The organism is Phenylobacterium sp. LjRoot219 (assembly GCF_964252995.1).
GTDB lineage: Bacteria > Pseudomonadota > Alphaproteobacteria > Caulobacterales > Caulobacteraceae > Phenylobacterium.
Window position 1 is genome coordinate 1,350,037 of sequence record NZ_CAXUQI020000002.1, and the last position, 16,265, is coordinate 1,366,301.

Annotated in this window: 12 protein-coding genes; 6 read left to right on the forward strand and 6 right to left on the reverse strand. The window is 68.8% G+C overall.

Going from position 1 to position 16,265, the window contains the following annotated elements; genetic code table 11:
- Positions 1-4 precede the first annotated feature (4 nt).
- On the reverse strand, positions 5-817 hold the full coding sequence (locus ACSQ14_RS24315) for an SDR family NAD(P)-dependent oxidoreductase (protein WP_436017386.1): 813 nt from the start codon (positions 815-817) through the stop codon (positions 5-7).
- A 14-nt stretch (positions 818-831) separates the two neighbouring features.
- Entirely contained in the window at positions 832-2,958 is a 2,127-nt protein-coding gene (locus tag ACSQ14_RS24320; RefSeq protein ID WP_436017388.1) for an FAD-dependent oxidoreductase, read from the reverse strand.
- Between the two features lie 102 nt (positions 2,959-3,060).
- On the opposite strand from ACSQ14_RS24320, the gene ACSQ14_RS24325 reads away from it, so the two are divergent.
- Complete coding sequence (locus ACSQ14_RS24325) at positions 3,061-4,011, forward strand: LysR family transcriptional regulator (RefSeq protein ID WP_436017390.1); 951 nt, start codon at positions 3,061-3,063, stop codon at positions 4,009-4,011.
- Positions 4,012-4,042: 31 nt separating this feature from the next.
- Here ACSQ14_RS24325 and ACSQ14_RS24330 read toward each other — a convergent pair whose 3' ends face one another.
- Positions 4,043-6,157: a PKD domain-containing protein gene (locus tag ACSQ14_RS24330; RefSeq protein ID WP_436017392.1), complete on the reverse strand. Its 2,115-nt coding sequence runs from the start codon at positions 6,155-6,157 to the stop codon at positions 4,043-4,045.
- Between the two features lie 80 nt (positions 6,158-6,237).
- Positions 6,238-9,153, reverse strand: a complete 2,916-nt coding sequence (locus ACSQ14_RS24335) for a TonB-dependent receptor domain-containing protein (RefSeq protein ID WP_436017394.1) — start codon at positions 9,151-9,153, stop codon at positions 6,238-6,240.
- 100 nt (positions 9,154-9,253) lie between these two features.
- Between ACSQ14_RS24335 and ACSQ14_RS24340 the strand changes: the two genes are divergently transcribed.
- Positions 9,254-10,186, forward strand: coding sequence for a helix-turn-helix domain-containing protein (locus ACSQ14_RS24340; protein WP_436017396.1), 933 nt, complete (start codon positions 9,254-9,256; stop codon positions 10,184-10,186).
- 7 nt (positions 10,187-10,193) lie between these two features.
- On the opposite strand, the gene ACSQ14_RS24345 is transcribed toward ACSQ14_RS24340, so the two are convergent.
- Entirely contained in the window at positions 10,194-11,453 is a 1,260-nt protein-coding gene (locus tag ACSQ14_RS24345) for an alkyl sulfatase dimerization domain-containing protein (protein ID WP_436017398.1), read from the reverse strand.
- A 350-nt stretch (positions 11,454-11,803) separates the two neighbouring features.
- Between ACSQ14_RS24345 and ACSQ14_RS24350 the strand changes: the two genes are divergently transcribed.
- Positions 11,804-11,926, forward strand: a complete 123-nt coding sequence (locus tag ACSQ14_RS24350) for a hypothetical protein (protein ID WP_436017400.1) — start codon at positions 11,804-11,806, stop codon at positions 11,924-11,926.
- A gap of 52 nt (positions 11,927-11,978) precedes the next feature.
- Here ACSQ14_RS24350 and ACSQ14_RS24355 read toward each other — a convergent pair whose 3' ends face one another.
- Positions 11,979-13,145 (reverse strand): hypothetical protein, encoded by a 1,167-nt coding sequence (locus tag ACSQ14_RS24355; protein WP_436017402.1) that lies wholly within the window; start codon positions 13,143-13,145, stop codon positions 11,979-11,981.
- A gap of 313 nt (positions 13,146-13,458) precedes the next feature.
- On the opposite strand from ACSQ14_RS24355, the gene ACSQ14_RS24360 reads away from it, so the two are divergent.
- From ACSQ14_RS24360 to ACSQ14_RS24370, 3 genes are read left to right on the forward strand one after another with little or no spacing between them, the layout of a single operon-like run.
- Positions 13,459-14,610: a sulfotransferase family protein gene (locus ACSQ14_RS24360; RefSeq protein ID WP_436017404.1), complete on the forward strand. Its 1,152-nt coding sequence runs from the start codon at positions 13,459-13,461 to the stop codon at positions 14,608-14,610.
- A 2-nt stretch (positions 14,611-14,612) separates the two neighbouring features.
- Positions 14,613-15,404, forward strand: coding sequence for an SDR family NAD(P)-dependent oxidoreductase (locus tag ACSQ14_RS24365; RefSeq protein ID WP_436017406.1), 792 nt, complete (start codon positions 14,613-14,615; stop codon positions 15,402-15,404).
- 42 nt (positions 15,405-15,446) lie between these two features.
- Positions 15,447-16,265 (forward strand): NAD(P)-dependent oxidoreductase, encoded by an 819-nt coding sequence (locus ACSQ14_RS24370; protein ID WP_436017408.1) that lies wholly within the window; start codon positions 15,447-15,449, stop codon positions 16,263-16,265.

Sequence of the window (16,265 nt, forward strand, 5' to 3'; positions counted from 1 at the left end):
GCGCTCAGAACCCCATCGCCGCCGTGTGGCCGCCGTCGACTAGCCAGTCGACCGCCGTGACGAAGCTCGCCCCGGGCGAACAGAGAAACACGGCGACGGCCGCCAGCTCCTCGGCCCGGCCCATCCTGCCGCTCGCCGAGGTCTCCACCATGCGGCGCGCCACCTCGCTGTTGGGAAGTTCGCCGCGCGTCATGGGCGTGTCGATCGCGCCGGGCGACATCGAGACCAGCCGCGCGCCGCGCTCGCCGAACGACTTCGCTTCGCGCTTGACCAGCGCGCGGACGCCCAGCTTCGAGAGCGGGTAGGCCAGTTCCGGGGACGGCGCGAGATGCAGCAGCGCCGCCGAGCCTTCCGGCGGCAGCGGCTGGGTGAACGCCTGGGCCGCCTCGGTCGGCATCGGGAAATAGGCGGAGTTCGAGGCGAACAGCACGGCGGCCGCTCCCTTGGCCATGCGCGGGCGGACGGCCTCGACCAGCCGCACCGTGGCGTCGAGGTTCACCGCCAGGATGCGCTCGGCCGATCCCATGTTCGGCGAGATGCCGGCGGTGTGGACCAGGGCGCCAAGGGCGCGGCCGGCCAGCGCCTCGAGGAGCCGGGCCGGGAAGGCCGGATTGGCGACGTCGCCGGCCAGGATCTGCGCTTCCGCGCCGCCGTCCCGCAGCGGCGCGGCCACGGCCTCCAGCCGACCGGCGTCGAGGTCGCAAAGCAGCAGCTGGCGCCAGCCGGCTGCGAGCAGCTGCTGCGCCGTCGCCGAGCCCATGCCGCCTGCCGCGCCCGTGACGACCGCGACTCCCTTCGGCAGTTCCTTCCCCGTCATTTCCATCTCCGTTTTCAGATCTTCGCGGCGACGTCGGCGGCGGTGCGCACGGCGCCGATGATGTAGCCGACGTCGGCGCAGTCCCCGACCATGTGCGCGTCCAGGCCGGCGGCGACGAGTTCGTCGTAGAGCCCGGTGTTCGCCTCTGCGCCCTTGGCGATGATCACCGTGTCGGCGGGCGCCTCGCAGGCCACGCCGTCGGCGCTCGTGAAGCTGACCGCCGTCTCGCCGATGCGAATGGCGCTGGCGCCCGAATGCAGCACCACGCCGGCCATCGGCAGCTCGTCGAGCATCACCGAGCGCCGCGCCGGCGACAGGCCGCGCCCGAACTGCTTGGGTTCGTCCACCACCGTCACGTGGCGGCCGCGCTCGTGCAGGAATTCGGCGAGTTCGAGGCCGACCAGGTCGCCGCCGATGATGACGACCCGGTCGCCGACCGGCATCCACAGCTTGCTCGCCTTGCGGACGAGGTCCGGGCTGTTGGTCAGGCCCAGCGTGCGCGCAGCCCCCATCGCCAGGCGTTGGCTCAGCGGCGCCTTGGAGGCCTCGCCGTTGTCGTCTTCGCCGAGCAGCAGGGCGCGCAGCGAGGCGCCATCGTGGACATGCGGCAGGTCCTTGCCCTCGATCGGCGGGGCGCGGCGGATCGCGCCGGTGGCGACGACGACGGCTTCGGGCTCCAGGGCGCGGATCGCCTCGAGCGTGGCGCGCATGTTCAGGCGAACGTCGACGCCGAGCTCGGCCAGCTGGGCTTTCAGCCAGTCGACAAAATCGCCGTTCGGCGCGTAGGCGATGGCGGCGACCCGCGCCGTGCCGCCCAGCTGGCCTGCGGCCTCCAGCAGGGTCACCCGATGGCCACGCAGGGTCAGCCGACGCGCGGCCTCCATCCCGCCTGGGCCGCCGCCGACGACGACCACCCGACGCGAGATCTCCGCCGGGGCGAGCATGTCCTTCTCGTAGCCGACGTCGGCGTTGACCGCGCAGCGCAGCGGCAGATGCAGCATCGCCTGGCTGAGGCAGGCGTAGCAGTAGATGCAGGGCCGCACGGCCTTGGCGCCGCCCTTCGCCAGATGGTTGGTGAACTGGTCGTCGGCGATCTGCTTGCGGCCCATCGCCATGAAGTCGAACTTGCCCTCGGCGATCGCGCGGTCGGCGACGTCCGGGTCGATGCGGCCGACGGTGACGACGGGGATCGAGACAGCCTCTCTAACCGCGGCGGCGAGCGGGATCAGCTTGCCGGGCTCCTGCGGCAGGTAAGAGCTGAAGAGCGCGCGCGGGACGCCGTAATTGTGCTGGGCGCTGACCGTGATCGCGTCCGCCCCGGCGGCCTCGGCGATCCGCGCGGTGATGCGCACGTCGTCGAGCGTGATCCCGCCGTCGATGAAGAACTCGGCCGCGTTCAGCTTGCAGAGCACCGGGAAGGCGCGCCCGACCCGCGCGCGGATCGCCTCGATCACCTCCTTCATCAGCCGCGCGCGGTTCTCGGCTGAGCCGCCGTACTTGTCGGTCCGGCGGTTCTCCGCCGGCGAGATGAAGGAGTGCAGCAGGTAGGTGTGCGCGGCGTGCAGCTCGATGGCGTCGAAGCCCGCTTCGACTGCTCGCGTCGCGGCGTCGGCGAAGTTCTCGATCAGGTCGGCGATGTCGCCGTCGTCCATTTCCTTGAACACGATCGGCGGGAAGCTATGCGGCAGGGGCGAAAGCGCCTTCTCCTCCGGGAACATCGAGTCCTTCACGCTCTTGCCGCTGCTCGCCTGCGGCTGCGGCATGGAGGGCACGGGGATCGGCCGGCCCGCGGCCATGTCGCAGACCGCGGAGGTTCCGCCGTGGTGCAGTTGGGCGGAGATGCGGCCGCCGTTGCGGTGGATCGCATCGGTCATGCGCTTGAGGCCCGGCAGGAATCGGTCGTCGGAGATGCCGACCTGACCGGCCTGCACCTGCCCGCGCGGATAGGCGACGCCGACGGCGCCCATGGTCACCAGCGCCGCGCCGCCGGCCGCTCGCGCGGCGTAGAAGGCGATGCTTTCCTCGCTGATCGTGCCGTCGTGGTGGGCGAGGTTGGTGCCCATCGCCGTCTGGAACAGACGGTTCTTCAGTTCGAGCGTCCCGATGCGTCCCGGGGATAGAAGGTGCGGGTAGTGAGCCATTCGGAGCGTTCCCGTCGCAGGTTTCCAGCGCCTCGAAAGGGGTGGCAGGAACGCGGGAAAGCGTCCAATGAATGAGGAGTGCGAAAGCTATGACCTGAGCGCATGATCGAACTTCGCCGCCTTCGCTATCTCGTCACCCTCGCCATGCGGCTCAGCTATTCGCGGGCGGCGGAGGAGCTCGGGATCTCGCAGTCGGCGCTGACCCGGGCGATCCAGTCGCTCGAGAAGGAGATGAACTTGCGTCTGTTCGACCGGGACCCGGCGGGCGTGACGCTAACGGAGGAGGGCCGCAGGGTCGTTGAGAAGGCTGAGGCGCTGCTGGCGACCGCCAAGGACTTCGAGCTTCAGGTGCTGCGGACCTCGGGCCGGGCGGAAGGCCGGATCAGCTTCGGGATCACGCCGATCATCGCGACGACCCTGCTGACGGCGGTGATCCCGCAAAGGCTCCGGTCGGCGCCCGACTTTGTCCACGACGTGATGGTCCGCGAAACCGAGGCGCTCTGGCATCAGCTCGTGGCGCGCGACATCGAGTTCTTTGTCAGCGCCGAATGGCAAATGCCCCATGTGCTGCCGGTGCGGATCGAAGCCCTCGGCGAATTCCCGATCAGCCTGATCGTGCGCGCCGGCCATCCGCTGCTGGCCGGGAACGTTGAGACGGCCGGCTTTCCCCTGCTGGCCCCGACCCTCGGCAGCACCACGGTCCTGTCCGAGCTGCGGAAGATTTTCGGCGGCGACGTCCATGTCTTCGAGGACTTCGCCTCCCTCTCCGCCATCACCCAGGCCACGGACGCCATCTGGGCGACCTCGGCCTACACGGTCGCGGCGGAGCTGGCGGCCGGCGGCCTTCGCCAGCTGGCATGGCCGCCCGGGATGCCAGCCCGGACCTTTTCGGTGATGATGTACTCGTTGGACCGCCGAGCGCACTCGCCGGCTGCGCTCGAGCTCAAGCAGGCCTTTCGCCAGCAGATCAGAAAGTTGCAGCAGGGCGCGCGGGACGCTTCCTACGACAACAGCCTAGCGGCCGATGAGCCCGTTCAGCGCAAGCCATCGTGACCGGCGGACGAAGGCGCTTGGCGGATCTGCATCAACTCACGACCACCCGGACCCGCTGCAGGCTGGGGATCCGCGCGAACGGGGTTGCGGCGTCGCCCTGGCGCTGAGAGGTCACGCGCAGCGTCGGGAAATAGGTTCCCGGTTTGGCGAAGACGTAGGTGGTCTTCAGCGTCACCCGTTCGGCGGGGTTCACCTGAGCCTTCAACGGGAAGGTGGCGGCGCCTTCGAAATCCCATTCCGCCGACACGATCTTGCCCGTGCGCGGGGGCGCTTCGACCACGGCCTCGAAGGTGATGGGCTCGCCGGCGCGAACCTCGGCGCGTACGCCGCCGTTGGCCTTCAACGCGAGGACCGGCTGGACGCCCTTGCGTTCCGCCGCCGTCGGCGGAACGACGATCTGGCTGTCGACCAGCTTGTAGCTGGTCGTCGCCGGCGCTGGGACGCCCTTCTCGACCCAGGCGCTGACATCGCGCAGCGCCTGCTGCAGTACCGGCGTGTAGGCCACCGCATGAGTGCTGCTGACGGGCGGATCGCCGTGAACAGCGTGATCGACGAACCAGACGCGGAACTGATCTTCGTAGTTCGGCCCCAGGTTCTCGCGCACCTTCTGCCGGTACCAGTCGGCGGCCCAGGGGAAGGCGTCGAAGTCGATCAGGCACTCGACGACGATCATCTTGCCCTTGAACTTCGCCGAGGGCAGTACGCCGGCGGCCGACTTGTTGAAGCTCGGCGCGATCAGGCGCGGGCGCTGGGGGTAGATCGGCGTCCCGTCCGGCCGACGGAACTGATCCCACGCATGGTAGTCGGGGTCCGGGACCTGATGACGGTGGAAGGTCTGCGCCGCCAGGAAATCGGAGTTGTCGATCAGCACCTCGTCGCCGGGCTTGAGCGATCCGGCGGCCGAAGGCGCGCCCGACAGCGGCGAGACGCCCAGCTTGGCGAAGCGCCCGTGCATGCCGTTCAGCTGCAGTTCCTTGCCCGCGGCCGCGCCGCTCTTGATGGTGATGGCCGCGAGCCGAAGGTCGCCGCCGGCCGGCGGCTCTTGCAGTTCGAGCGCAACGGGGACGACCCCGCCCATCTGACGCTCCAGGCTCCGCCAGGCGGTGTCGGCGTCGACCTGCGGGCCGTACTCGGTGACCGGCAGCCCGGCGGCGGCCGCCTGGTCCGACATGACGACGCGCGCGACCTTAGTCGTGTGCTGGACCCGATCGCGCGCAAGCGACGGGGGCGGATCGGCGCCCAGGTATCCGGGCACGGTCCAGAAGTCCGTGAAATACGACGGGTCCGCGCGCTTCACGGACCTGAACAGGTGGGTGAACGCGCCCAGGCCCATGTAGCCCTGCTGCTCGAACCACCAGGCCCGCGGCGGCAGGCCCATGCGGGTGGCCTCCAGCAGAGCCGCGCGCTCTTCGGCGTCGAGACCGGCGTACATGTCGCCGCTCCCGCCAGGTTCGAGCGCATCGACGATCTGGTCGATCTTGTTCCTCAGGATCCGGGTCGCGTACGCGCGCACCGTGAAGACGTTGGGGATGTGCATCGGCGTGCCCATCACGAACGGCACGGCGCCGTCCCAGGCGTCGGTGTTTTCGAAGCCGCCGATGGTGCGGAACGCCCCGCCGCTGCCGCCGTAGACGTAGCCGTACGACCGGTGCGGGCCGTAAATCTCCGCGGCCAACCGGCGCGAGTAGTTGGCGGCCGCCGCGCTGACCCGATAGGCGGCGATGGTCGGATCGATCGGCTCGCCGGGCCGCGCCGTCGCGCCTGCGCCGCCCTGGTTGGTGCCGACCGCGTAGGCTCCGCTGTCGATGCAGAACGGCACGATGCTGCCGACAAAGCCATGCAGCACTTCGGTCTCGGGCACCGGCACCGGCGAGACGTAGTGGAAGAAGCGGCCCTGGTACTGCGCCTTTTCCGGGAAATGGAAGACGAACCGCGCGTCGGTGCCCTTGAAGCCGCCGTGCACATAGCGGTGCCGTACGGGCTCGCTACGCCACTCGTCGACGTCGACGTAGGGCTCGTTGAAGACGGGATCGACGCCGCCGGTGGGCGCCAGAGCCTTGGCGGCTTGCGCCAAAGCGGCTTCCGGTCCGGCGAACGCCAGCGCCGAAACGCCGAACAGGAACAACGACTTGCGCCGCGTGAGCATGAACTGACCCCTGAGGCCTAGGATTTCGCAGTGATGGCGGCGCCTCCCCTGGAGGCGCCGCTCTTCGCGACAGCGCGTCTCTAGAAGCTCTTCTCGACGCCCACCTGGACGAGGCGTCCGAGGGTGTTTCCGTTGGTGAAGCCGCGGTTCCCGGACCCGGACGTCACGCCGCGGAACACCGGCGGATCCTGGTCGAACACGTTGTCGACGTTCAGGGTGAGGGCGAGGTCGCTGAGCATGCCTTGCCCCTTCACGTCATAGCGGATGAAGAGGTTGAAGACGTTGTAGTCGCCGACCTTCGTCTGCAGCGGGGTCACGATCCCCGCCGACGGATCCAGATCGAACCCGGCGGTGTGGTTCCAGCTGACCTGCGCCAGCAGGTCGCCGGTCTCCGCCGTGACGCTGGTCCGGACCCGGAACCGGCTGACGTTCGCCGCGAGCAGGTCCGAGAACGGCAGCCCGGGCGCCGCGCTTTGCTCCCGGTTGAGTTCGTAGGTTCCGTTCACGGCGAAGGTCAGCGCCCCAAACCCCGTGTCGCGCCGGTAGCTGGCGTTCAGGTCCAGGCCGTCCAGCTTGAAGTCGCCCAGGTTGCGCTTGCGGATGTCGAGGATGGCGTACACGCAGCTCGGGATCGGCGCGCAGAGCGACACCGGCACGCTCGACGAGGCGACCACCTCGTTGACTTGCTGCGCGGTGGGCGCGGGCGTGATCGCGAAGGGGTAGTCCCGGTAGAGGGTGGCCGTCGCCGGCCCGCCGATCGGCGGCAGGCCGATCACCCCCTTGAAGTCGATGTTGTAGTAGCCGAGGTCGACCGTCAGCCCCGGGACAACCGGCGGCTCGACTTCGATGCCAAAAGAGATCGTCTCGGCTTTCTGTGGTTCGATATCCGGCGAGTTGCCGCGAATGCCGAGGGCGAACTGCCCGGGCGCGATCGCCGGATAGGTCCCGTTCTGGACGAGGGCAGGCGGCGGCGCGAAGGCGGCCGCAGGCACGACAAGGATCTGCGTAAGCTCGGCCTGGGGCGCATCCGCCAGGCTCGGCGCGACGAAGGACTTGCCCCAGGAGGCGCGGAGCTTGACCCAGTCGAGCGGCCGATAGGTGAGGCCGACCTTGGGATTGAAGGTGTCGCCGAAGTCGCTGTAGTCGTCGTAGCGGCCGGCGAGCGACAGCGTCAGTTCCCGGATGCCCGGGAGAGCGTTGTCGGCGCCGAAGATCGGCGTGACGACTTCACCGAAGACCGCCTTCACCGTGCGGTTCAGGCGCGCTTCAGCCGTGGGCGCAATCGCCGGCACGATCGCGGTTCCGCCGATCGAAAGCCCGGCGTAGCCGGTCCGCTCAAAGCCCGGCACGGCTTCGCCCTTTCGGGTGATAAACCGCTCGTCGTAGACCTCGCCGCCGACGGCCAGCTTGACCGCTCCGCCGGGCAGGGTGAACAGATCGCCGTCGAACACCACCTTGGCGTCGGCGAGGCGCTGCTCCGTGCGGCCGTACACCTCGTAGTTGGTGATGGCGGCGAGCGTCGCCGGATCGCTCAAACCCGGATCGTACGGATTGAACAGGCCCGCCGTCGTGGCGCGGCCCAACGCGGTCGCATTGAAGCCATCGGCGCGCGACGTCGTCGTGCTTTCGCTGTAGCTGCCCAGCAGGCGCATCTGCCAGGTGCGGCCGAGATCGACGGTGAAAGTTGGGAGCAGGCCCCAGGTCTCCAGGTCGATGTTCTGCCGCTGCGCGTCGTCGGCCCCGAACGCGCCCGAGACGTTCTGGTTGGCGCCGACATTGTGCGTGGCGAAGAACGGGCTCGAGGCGGCGCTGGCCACCGATTGCGTGTACCGGTACGGGCCGAGGTTCAGCTCGATTTCGCGCCGCGTGTAGAAGCCCTTCAGCTCCGCATCGACGGCGTCGCTGAACTCCTGCCTCACGCCGCCCAGGACCGAGTGCCGGTTCTCCTTCGGGTACAGCGTCGCGGCATCGCTCGAGTCGCATTGGTTGGCGGTGCCGGCCACGGCGCTCGCCGTCGTGAACGGCAAGGCGAAGATCCGGCCGCCCTGCACGACATTGCCCGGGCTGCACTGGATCGTGGTCAGCGGCAGGCCGCTGATGGTCTGAATCGGAAATTCGCGGATGAAATCGCGATCGCGGCCGAGGATCCTCCCGTGCTCGGCATAATTGTATGACAGGTAACTGCCGCCACCGGCCCAGGAGCGGCCAGCAGTGACGTTTACGTCGGTCTGGTGGTAGTCGTCCGCGACGCCGTAGCGGGCGCCCATCTTGAGCCCGTCGAACTGCTTGAGGGTCTGGAAGTTGAGGACGCCGGCGACGGCGTCCGAGCCGTAGACCGCCGAGCCGCCGTCCGGCACGATCTCCACGCGATCCATCACTCCAGGCGGGATCACATCCGGGTCGGGGCTGGTCGAGGTGACGCCCGCGCCGACGATGCGTCGTCCGTCCATCAGAACGAGCGTGGTCGATCCGCCGGAGTTGTTGAAGCCCGGCAGGCTGCGCAGGTTCGGACGGTTCGTGGTCACCGTATTGCCGGCGCCGACCGGGAAATTCAGGGTGTTGAACGAGCCGAACTGCGGAATGGTCTCAAGGAGTTGCGCCGTCGTGGTCGCGCCGGTCTCCTGAATCGCCTCGCTCGTGACCCCGATGACTGCGGTGCCGGGAGGAGCGATGCCCCGCACCAGGGTGCCGGTCACCACCACTTCGCCGACGATCGCTCCATCCGCCTCGTCGGCGGTGTCTCGCGACGTCGAGGATGGCGCGGTCTGAGCCAGCGCGGGCCCGGTCAGAAGGGCCGCGACAGCGGCTCCACAGCACAGTGCGCGGGTCCAGCCGCGCAGCCCGAAGGCATGCATCTCCAGCACTTCGTTTCCCCCTGGTCGTCGCGCCCCGTTTGGTTCGGCAGGTGCGCGCTTGTTTTCGCTGATAACGTGGCTACGCCAGGGGATTGGTTTGACAAGGTGACCAGCTTTAGCCGCCGAAGCCAGGGGTGGCATCTTGGCTGGTGAAACACAAAATGGCCCGCGAAACGAAAGGCCTGCTATGCTCTCCTGTGTTCGTTAGGAGCATGGCAGCACCACAACGAGGGGCTTCGCGGTGAATCGGCAGGGCTTTAAACGAGGCGCGTCGCCCATGACCGCGATAGACGGCGAAGCGTCGCCGCTGCCGCTGAAGATCGAGGCGGAGCTGCAACTGCCGTCCGCTCAGGTGGTCATCGCGCGGCTCAACCACGCGACGCCCAACGAGCACATGTTCGCCCGCAAGGACGTCTACTGGGTGGACCTGTGCCTGACGCCGCGCCGCCCGGACGCCCGCGCCCGCTTTGTCGATCGCTGGGGGCCGCACCGGTTCGGCAGCATGGGCTCCATCATCGCGCTGCCGCCGCGCTTCAACCTGCATCTGAAGCATGGGGGCGGACGCCACATCTCCGTGCTCTGCGCCTTGCAAGCCGACGCCGTCCACCGCTGGCTTCCGGAAGACTTCGAGTGGACGGATCGGCGACTGGAAGCCTGCCTCGACATCTCGAGCTCGATCGTCCGCGGGCTGATGCTCAGACTGTTCCAGGAGATGCGGCACCCGGGCGTGGCGAGCGCGACATTGAGCGAAGCCCTCGTGCTGGAGCTCTCGATCGAGATCGCCCGCTATCTGATCGCGGTCGCCGAACCGATGGATCAAGGCGGGCTCGCCGCGTGGCGATTGCGGGTGATCGACAAGCGGCTGGCCGAACCAGGGGAACTGCCCACGCTCGCGGAGCTGGCGAGCCTCTGTGACATCTCGGTCCGCCAACTAACCCGCGGATTTCGGACCAGCCGCGGCTGTTCGATCGGGGATTACCTGGCCCAGAACCGCATCGAGACCGCGAAAAGGCGGCTAGCGACCGACGAGAGCATCAAGTCCATCGCGACTTCCCTGGGCTTCGCCTCGCAATCCACGTTCACCTACGCCTTCCGCCGGGCGGCCGGGGTGACGCCGCGGGACTTCCGTCAACGGATCCTGCGCGCCGTCGAGAGCCGGACCCCGCCCGCCTAACCAGCGTTCAGTCGCGAGCGGTCGCCTGGTCCAGCTCGCGGATCTCCGCGGCGATCGACATCCGCTCCCAGAGGTTCGCGCCGCCGGTCTGCTGGTTGAGCAACTCCAGCGCCGCGCGCTTCACCTCGCGGCTGAGCTTGGAGCCCGGCTCGGCGGCCAGCGCGATGTCCAGCAGGTGCAGCGCCTCCAGCGGCTTGCCCTCGGCGACGAAGCCGCGGGCCCGCGCGGCCAGCCTGTCCGCGCCGCCGGCCAGCTCGGCGATCGCCGGCGCGACGCTGGACGCCGCCACGCCATAGAGATCGGTTAGGCCGCGCGCCGGGTCGTGCCAGCCGGTGTACTCGTGCCAGATCGCCCGCACGTTCCAGGCGACCTTGCCGTACTCCTCGGTGAGCGTGAGCTCCGGCGGCGGGACGACCTCGGCCATCAAGGTGCGCAGGTCCTTGCCGGCGTTCATCCCCTCGACGGAGCGGGCGTGCACCCACTGCACCGAGTCGATGATCCGGGTGGTCTCGCGATGGATGTGCTCGGCCCCGCGGATGTCCTCGTGGCCGGTGAGGATCTGCTCGGGCTGCAGCGCGCGCAGCGTCTTGATCGAGTCGATGAACTGCAGCGCCCAGCGGGGCTTGTCGCCGCGCAGGGTGTTGAGGTTCGGCTGGTTGCCGAACAGCGGGCCGAACAGATTGCCGACGACGGCGATCTTCTCGTCCGGCAGCCAGACGATCACCGCCGAACGGGTCTCGCCGCCCGGCGTGTGGATGATCTCGAAGCGCCGGCCGCCGAGTTCGAAGGCGTAGCCCTCGTCGCCGATCAGCAAGTCGGGGGCGACCTCCTGCGTCGGCACGATGTCCTCGGTCCGGCCGGTGATGCCGCCGAAGATCCGCCGCGAGCCGCGCCGGTAATGGGCGCTGAGCGCCTCCGAATAGACCCGGTCCTCGGGATAGGTCTTGTGGGCGATGACCACATTGTCCGGCGTCTTGTAGACCTCCAGCCCGCCGTACTGGTTGGCGTGGCTCTGGGTCAGCACGATGTAGCGGACCGGGTTTTGCGAGACCTGGGCGAACCGCTCGCGCCCGCGCCGCGCGTCGCCGAGCGTACCGGCGTTGACCAGCACGTCGCCGGCCGGGGTGGTCAGCAGGTAGCTGTTGCCGACGCCGCGGCTCTCCCAGACGCCGGGCGCCCGCTCGATCGGCGCGGTCTGGCCTTCGCCCGACTGCACCATCTCGGCGACCTTCAGGCCCTTTTCCGTCAGGCTCCCTTGGGCAGTCATTCTTGTGCTCCTTCCACCAGCTCTGGAGTGATCTGGCAGGCGGACCTGCACGCGCAACGGCGACGTCATGCGGAAGGGCGGCGACTTCCAAAGTCTGGCCGGCTGACGACAAACTGGCCGCGCGTGCACACGGGTGACGACTTCAACGCTGGGGCCTGAAGCGTTGAAGTTGCTGCTTCAAACAGGCGGGGGCGCCGCCGGACCTGCCGCATGGCTGCCGATGGGGGAAGCTGAGATGGTGAAGCGCACCTCCGCACTGGCCGTACAGGAAAGCCATCCTAACCGAGCAGGCGTCAGCAGGGTCGGAGCCGCCCAGGCGACTCCTCCGCATCGAATTGCCGACCGAGCTCATGCAGGGCGTCGAGACCTACGCGGGCGTGCATGGTCTCCTGCAGGCCGAAGCGTTGCGCTACCTGATCCTCGCGGGTCTGGCGGCTGAGGCCAAAGCGATGCGCGACTTCGCTCGAGAATAATGCAGGCGGCCGGTGACGGCGTGAGCGTGGCGGCTCGGGCTTCCCAGCGTTGTCATTCTGCCCGCGTGACGCCGACAAGGCGGCCGTCGTCGAACACGAAGGCCGGGGCCGCCTTCAAGACGAAGGCCTGAGAGATCGAGGTGCACCGGCCCGTTGCGGGATCCGGGTCACCGTCGGCCAGGTGCTGCATCGTCTTGTAGAGTGAGGCGCAATCCACGCCAGCGTCCTTGGCGTACCCCGGCCCGGCGACCCGACCGTTGCCAAGCGCGTTGACGATCGGCCGATAGCCGCCGGCGTCACCCGTCAACTCGCCGCTCTGGGCCAGCCGCAGACGAAATTGCGCGCGGCGCAGGATGAACTCGCCGCCGCTCGAGCCATACCAGTTGTAGGGCAGGGTGATGTCCGCGGGGTCTGTCACCAGGGCGCCGTCCTTGATCCGGCCGTTGGCGACGACCCGATAACGCGGGCTGCGCGTCATGGTGAAGCTGCCGCCGTCGAGCACCGTGCCGCCCGCCACCGTCGCCCCGCCGCCGACGACGGTGGGATGGTCGGGCGTACTGGCGATGACCAACTGAACCTCGGGGTCATTCTCCCAACTCTGCACGCCGCGCACCACGAGGACGACGGGGTTCGCCCGGAACTGCAGTTGGTAAGTTCCGTCGCCGCCGCCCCAGCCCAGCGGCAGGGTATCGGGACCGCGGTACATGGGGTTGCACGCGACCGCCCGGAAGAACTGATTGTCCACGCCCTTTTCACCGGTCGGGCTGGTGAAGCTCTCGTGCGCGCAGGTCCCGGAAGCGGGCGCGTGGTCACCGGCCGCGCGATCCAGGTCGAGGCCAGGTCCCACCTTGCTCTGCATGGTGTTCTGCAGCCGCCGATCCCCGGTCGCGAACTCCGGGGCGTTGGTGCAGATGTCCTTGCCGCCTGGCTTGTACACGGACGCCTCGACCGCCTGGCGCAATTCGTCGGCGTTCTCCGGCTGCAGCAGCCGGCTGCGCTCGGCAGGCGGCAGCGACGCCAGGTAGGTCTGGCGGACCGAGAGCGACAGCCCTGCCGGACAATCGATCTTCTGGTCGCCGCGATAGAAGGCGATGGTGAGATCGGACAGGACAAAGCCGAAGTCCGGGTTGTGCTCAGCGTCGCCTGCGCCCGTCGTGAAGATCGCAAGGAACGCCGCCCCGGCAAGGACGCCTGACCTGGCGCGCAACTGTCTCTTCAAGCGAAGCTCCTCCCGCTTGTTCTGGTGAGCGGCAGCGCTGCCGCTGGGCGGGCGGGTGTGAAATCCCGCCTCGACAGTGAGGAGTGATCCGGCAGGCGGCCGCGCATGCAACCGTTGGAGCGGCTCCGGACCCCAGCGTCGCAGCAAGTCTGGCCGGCGATCGACAAACTGGCTGGTCGCGCACAAAGGCCGCCTTTGAACGGGCGGGCCTCCGGGGGGAAGTTGGCGCCTCAAATCGGCGGCGGCGCCCGAGCAGGAGAGGTCAGCGGACCCTGCCTGATGGCTGGCGCTCGCCCGTTCTCCAGGACGCCAGATGACCCTGAGCTTCGAAGACATCGTCAACGCCGCGCGTGAGAAATCCGGCGCGCCGGACCCGGATAACGACACCTGGAAGGAAGGCCTGGAGATCCTCCTGCACGACCACGCCACGATCGACCGGTTGACCGAGCGCGGCTGGGCCATCGTGAAGAACCGGTATGTCGAGACCCTCGCGGCCCGGATGCAAGTCGACGATTACATCCGCAAGAATCCCGCGGTCGTGGAGGCGCCGATCCAGCGGCCGGTCTTCATCCTGGGCCTGCCCAGGACCGGCACCACCATGCTCAGCTACATGCTGGACGCCGACCCGGCGAACCGCTCGATGCTGCGCTGGGAAGCCTACAACGCCGCGCCGCCCGCCGCCCCCGGCGCCCTGAAGACCGACCCGCGCTGTCTGGCTGAGGTGGCGAAGGACGAGCGGATGCTGCAGATGGCGCCCAAGGTCGCCGCCGCGCACTTCGAGCCGGGCGATGGGCCGACCGAATGCGTCCACCTGGTGGCGCAGGACTTCCGCTCGCTGATGCTGGCGGTGACCACCACGGTCCCGACCTACCATGACTGGCTGCTGTTCACCGACATGGCCAGCGCCTTCGAGCACCGCAAGCGCGTGCTGCAGATCCTGCAGACCACCAATCCGGGGCGCTGGGTGCTGAAGATGCCGTCGGACTCGCTGTTCATCCGGCAGCTGTTCAAGACCTTCCCCGACGCCAAGGTGATCTGGACCCACCGCGACCCCTACGCCGCCGTCGGCTCCTCGTTCGGCATGCGCGGCGGCTCGCGGCCGATGTTCGAGGTCGACGAAGGGCGCGACTACATGCGCCAGCACTTCCCGCTGCAGCTGGCCCTGCACGCCGCGCGTCCGCTCGAAGTCAGCCGCGAACGGCCCGACGACTTCTATCACTGCTACTACGACGACCTGGTCGCCGACCCGCTGGCGCAGATCCGCAAGATCTACGCCTGGCTGGGCGACGAGTGGACCGCATCGGGCGAAGCCGGCATGCGGGCCTGGCTGGCCGATAACCCGCAGAACAAGCGCGGCAAGCACACCTATTCCCTCGCCGAGTGGGGCCTCTCGAAGAAGGAGCTCGAGCCCTACTTCTCCGACTACCTGCGGGCTCACCCGGTCGCCACCGGGCAGGAAGCCTGAAGATGACGCGTGGTCTCTTCGATCTGACCGGCCGCGTCGTCGTGGCCGCCGGCGCCAATAGCGGCATCGGCCTGGGTTTCCTGATGGGCTGCGCGAAGCAGGGCGCCGACGTCGTGGTCTGGGGCCGCCGTGAGGACCGCAACCTGGAGGCGCTCGACAGGCTGAAGGCGGCGGGCGCCGGCCGCGCGCACCACGAGGCGGTGGACGTCGCTGACGAAGCGGCCGTGCAGGCGGCCTTCGCCTCGACCCTGAAGGTCATGGGCCGCGCCGACTGCGTGTTCGTCAACGCGGGCTTCTCGTCGCGGGCCCCGTCCTTCCCGGACATGACCAGCGAGATGTACCACGCGCTGATGAACGTGAACCTGCACGGGGCCTTCTACACCCTGCGCGAGGCGACCCGGCACATGCGTGACCGGGCCCAGAACGGCGATCCGGGCGGCTCCATCGTCGTGTGCGGCAGTCTGTCGATCTTCCATGGCCTGCAGGGCATGGAGCACTACGCCGGGGCCAAGGGCGCCCTGGCCGCCATGGTCAAGGGACTTGCGGTGGAGATGGGCCAGTATGGCGTGCGCGCCAATATGATCGCGCCCGGCTTCATCATGACCGAGATGACCCAGAACAGCCCTCAGGCCGAAGGCGTCATCAAGCACTTCTCGTCGATCACCCCGCTGGGCCGCCCCGGCTACCCGGAGGACATCGAGGGGCCTGCGGCTTACCTGGCGTCCGACGCCTCGCGGTTCCAGACCGGCGACATCCTCATCGTCGACGGCGGCCGGACGGTGAAGTCGCTCTGACGACGCCCGTCCGAGCGCACGCAGAACAGCAGAGGAAACGAGTTGAGCATCACCTGCGGCTTCATCGGCCTGGGCGACCAGGGCGGACCGATCGCGCGCCGTATGATCGAGGGGGGCTTCCCGACGGTCCTGTGGGCGCGGCGGCCGGAGAGTCTCGCGCCTTACCGCGACACCCTGGCGCGCGTTGCGGCGACCATCGCCGAACTCGGCGCCCAGGCCGACCACGTCGGCGTCTGCGTCGTCAACGATGACGACGTGCGGCAGGTCTGCGAGCAGCTGATCCCGGCGATGCGGCGGGGCGGGCGGATCGCGATTCACTCGACGGTCCATCCGGAGACCTGCCGATCGCTGGAGCGGACGGCTGCCGAGCGCGGCGTCTTCGTCATCGACGCCCCGGTCAGCGGCGGCTCTCCGGCGGCCAAGGCCGGCGCACTTACCCTCATGCTGGGCGGGGATCCCGACGCGATCACCACGGCGCGACCGGTGTTCGAAACCTTCGGCCGCCTGATCGTCCGCCTGGGCGACGTCGGCGCGGGCCAGCACGCCAAGCTGATCAACAACAGCCTCCTGGCCGCCAACATCGGCCTGGCTGACATGGCCTTAGCCGCCGGCGCCGAACTGGGGATCGCCAAGGAAGCCCTCGTCGAGCTGCTCCAGGCGAGCAGCGGACGCAGCTTCGGTCTCGAGGTGCGGGCGCGCATGCCCGACCCGACGAGCTTTGCGCACGGCGCGGCCCTGCTGAAGAAGGACGTGCGGCTTCTCGGCGAGGTGCTGGGCGCCGATGCGCCACCCTTTGTGGGGCTTCGTGATGCTGCGGCCGACTTCCTCGACCGCGCGATGGCCGGACCGCCGAAGGCTTGA

What these genes read in the sequence shown, in the direction of transcription:
- ACSQ14_RS24315 (WP_436017386.1), bottom strand. Translation starts at nt 817, where the DNA reads ATGACGGGGAAGGAACTGCCGAAGGGAGTCGCGGTCGTCACGGGCGCG.
- ACSQ14_RS24320 (WP_436017388.1), bottom strand. Translation starts at nt 2,958, where the DNA reads ATGGCTCACTACCCGCACCTTCTATCCCCGGGACGCATCGGGACGCTC.
- ACSQ14_RS24325 (WP_436017390.1), top strand. Translation starts at nt 3,061, where the DNA reads ATGATCGAACTTCGCCGCCTTCGCTATCTCGTCACCCTCGCCATGCGG.
- ACSQ14_RS24330 (WP_436017392.1), bottom strand. Translation starts at nt 6,157, where the DNA reads ATGCTCACGCGGCGCAAGTCGTTGTTCCTGTTCGGCGTTTCGGCGCTG.
- ACSQ14_RS24335 (WP_436017394.1), bottom strand. Translation starts at nt 9,153, where the DNA reads ATGCCACCCCTGGCTTCGGCGGCTAAAGCTGGTCACCTTGTCAAACCA.
- ACSQ14_RS24345 (WP_436017398.1), bottom strand. Translation starts at nt 11,453, where the DNA reads ATGACTGCCCAAGGGAGCCTGACGGAAAAGGGCCTGAAGGTCGCCGAG.
- ACSQ14_RS24350 (WP_436017400.1), top strand. Translation starts at nt 11,804, where the DNA reads ATGCAGGGCGTCGAGACCTACGCGGGCGTGCATGGTCTCCTGCAGGCC.
- ACSQ14_RS24360 (WP_436017404.1), top strand. Translation starts at nt 13,459, where the DNA reads ATGACCCTGAGCTTCGAAGACATCGTCAACGCCGCGCGTGAGAAATCC.
- ACSQ14_RS24365 (WP_436017406.1), top strand. Translation starts at nt 14,613, where the DNA reads ATGACGCGTGGTCTCTTCGATCTGACCGGCCGCGTCGTCGTGGCCGCC.